Origin of the sequence: Fusicatenibacter saccharivorans, assembly GCF_015557635.1 — a bacterium.
Classification (GTDB): Bacteria; Bacillota; Clostridia; order Lachnospirales; family Lachnospiraceae; genus Fusicatenibacter; species Fusicatenibacter saccharivorans.
Genome location: NZ_JADNOP010000038.1, coordinates 1 through 2,848 on the forward strand (window position 1 = coordinate 1; position 2,848 = coordinate 2,848).

General features: G+C 37.2%; 1 protein-coding gene and 1 pseudogene. Both read right to left on the reverse strand.

From position 1 onward, the window contains the following. Window positions 1-320 precede the first annotated feature (320 nt). Entirely contained in the window at window positions 321-1,268 is a 948-nt protein-coding gene (locus tag I2G42_RS16085; protein ID WP_055222226.1) for a glycosyltransferase family 2 protein, read from the reverse strand. Between the two features lie 338 nt (window positions 1,269-1,606). Further along, a pseudogene (locus I2G42_RS16090) lies at window positions 1,607-2,503 on the reverse strand (IS3 family transposase); the annotation flags it as partial. Between the last annotated feature and the right edge of the window lie 345 nt (window positions 2,504-2,848).

Consider the following 2,848-nt stretch of genomic DNA (forward strand, 5'->3'; position numbering starts at 1 on the left):
AAGAAAGAACGGATTACGGCCATTTATCGGTTGATCCAGCATGGAGCTTCGCTGAAGGATGTTTTAATGATTGCAGGATGATTTTGGGAATTGTAATTTTGTGCAATTTTCGTTATTTGCTCATTTATAGTCTGAAAATCATTTCAAAATTTTTTTAAATTTTTACCCACTTGCTTCTTTTCACTCATATCAAAAATAAGATTTTAATTATGATTTTTTATCAAAAATCTTTTCACACAAAAGTACAACTTTTTCAGTCTTTGATAAAGTATAACGAAAATTCCATTCTAAATCTATACATTCCAAATACCATTGCACTTTCATTTTTCAGAAATATCTATATTCGAATCTTTAATAATATAATGCGGTCTATGTTTTGTTTCCATATATATTTTAGCAATATATTTTCCAATAATACCCATACAAAACAGCTGAATTCCACTAACAAAAACAATAATACAAACCAAAGATGCCCAACCATCTACAGAATTATTAAAAATTAATTTTCTTACAATAATAGCCACTAAAAAAACAAAAGATAGAAATGTCATTACTATTCCTAACCAAGAAGCCATATTTAATGGAACTTCCGAAAAATTAATAATTCCATCCAACGCATATTTAATCAGATTTCCAAAACTCCACTTTGTTTTTCCTGCAACACGCGCCACATTTTCATACTCCAACCAATATGTATTAAACCCAATCCAACCAAAAATTCCTTTCGAAAACCGATTATATTCATCCATCGCAACTATAGAATCTACCATTTTTCTTTTCATAAGGCGAAAATCTCTTGCTCCATCCATAATGTCCGCATCAGAAATTTTGTTAATTAATTTATAAAATTTTTTAGCAAACCATGACCGAATATGAGGTTCACCTTTTCTACTTATTCTTCTAGTAGCTACACAATCATAATTCTGTGTGCAAAGAATTTTTAACATTTTAGGTAATAAACTCGGGGGATCTTGCATATCCGCATCCATCACAGCAACATAATCTCCATCAACATTTTGAAAGCCAGCATACATAGCTGCCTCTTTTCCAAAATTTCTTGAAAACGATACATATTTTAAATTTTTATCATTTTCTCCAAATTTTCTCAGCAACTTTAACGTATCGTCATTCGATCCATCATCTATGAATATAAGTTCATAATCACATTCCATACTATGCAATACCTTACTAATTTCCTTATAAAAAATAGGAAGCGATTCTTGTTCATTAAAACACGGTATAACTAATGTTATCTTCTGTTTACTCACTTTCTTCTCCGTTCTTTTTAATAATAATCATTGCTATAGCTATTTTAAGTTTCTAACTATAAATGAGCAAATTCTAAATTTTGCACAAAATAAAGACACCCTCCGCTGAATGATGTATAATTGAAGTGCGAACATCAACCTACTCACGCAAACAAGGGGGTGCCTGTTGCGCTGATTGTCAAGGTAGTTGTCAGTAAAAATATATATTTTTTGTTCTTGCAGGTTATCAAATATTGTTCTGTACCTGACGTGAGTATCAATAAATTATCCACATTTATTGGTAATCACGTCAGGCACAGAATCCTGCCTGATCACCATCATTTTGAATGAATAGATTTTTATGAAACAGCCATCTGATCATCAGCTTCTTCGGATTGTTCGTGTACCTTATCCGGGTTCAGATATACAGTATCCGGAAGACTCCAGTCACGGGTTGCACGTCCATTCCAGCGTTCCGGATGCTCTGCTTTAGCAGCTTCGTAAACCTCTTTACGTTTAGACAGTATCTTGTCGGACAATCCGCTGCGGCGCTGATAAGGAGTAAGAAAGTTTAGACCACTGTGATGATGATCGTGGTTGTACCACTTTACAAACAGGCTGACCCATTCCCGAGCCTTTTCCAATGTTTCAAATCCTTTGGGCTGATAGTTAGGACGGTATTTCAACGTTTTGAAAAGACTTTCGGCATAGGGGTTGTCATTGCTTACACGCAGTCTGCTGTTTGAGGGAGTTATACCAAGCTGATAAAGGGTCGCCAACATTGTTGCGCCTTTCATGGGGGAGCCATTATCAGCGTGTAAGACTAATGGCTCTGTAGTAAGCCGACCTTGTTTTAAACAGATCCTTTTGATCAAACTGCTGGCATAGTCGGCACTTTCTTCTTCGTAGACTTCCCAGCCAACGATACTCCGATCGTAAAGATCTGAGAAGAGGTACAGATAGTAAAACATACCCTTATGTGGACCATTCAGATATGTGATATCCCACATGTATACCTGGTTTGGAGCTGTTGCACTGTATGTAGATGGACGGTTATGCTTAGGTGCTTCACTACGGCCACGGTGATTCAGCATTTTTTCTTCCCGTAATACACGATAGAAAGTTGATTCAGATGCGATATAGATACCTTCATCGGCTAATGCCGGAACGATTTCACAGGGGGCCATGCTGGCATATTCTGGTCTGTTACAGATGTTTATGATCTCACGGCGTATCTCTGCGGGTATCTTATTAGCAGGATTTGAATGATCTGCGTGGGGACGTCCATCTTCATAGGAATCAGTATCCGCTTTTCGCTTTTTCCAACGCTAGAAAGTCCGTTCTGTGATTCCGAGGCGTTCACATGCCTTTTTACAAGACGCTCCTGATTTAATGGCTTCATTGATCAGCAGTACAGCATTTTCGCGATCTGAGGCGCTGATCATTCGTCCTCTGAATCCCCCCAAATCGCATTTGCTTTTTTTGACAGTACAAGTAAGGCAGCTGCTTCTGCAAGAGCCTTTTCCTTGCGCTGTAATTCTTTTTCAAGTTTTCTGCGTTCTTTCTCAGAATCCTTAAGTTCGCGGTTAAGCCGGGAAGCT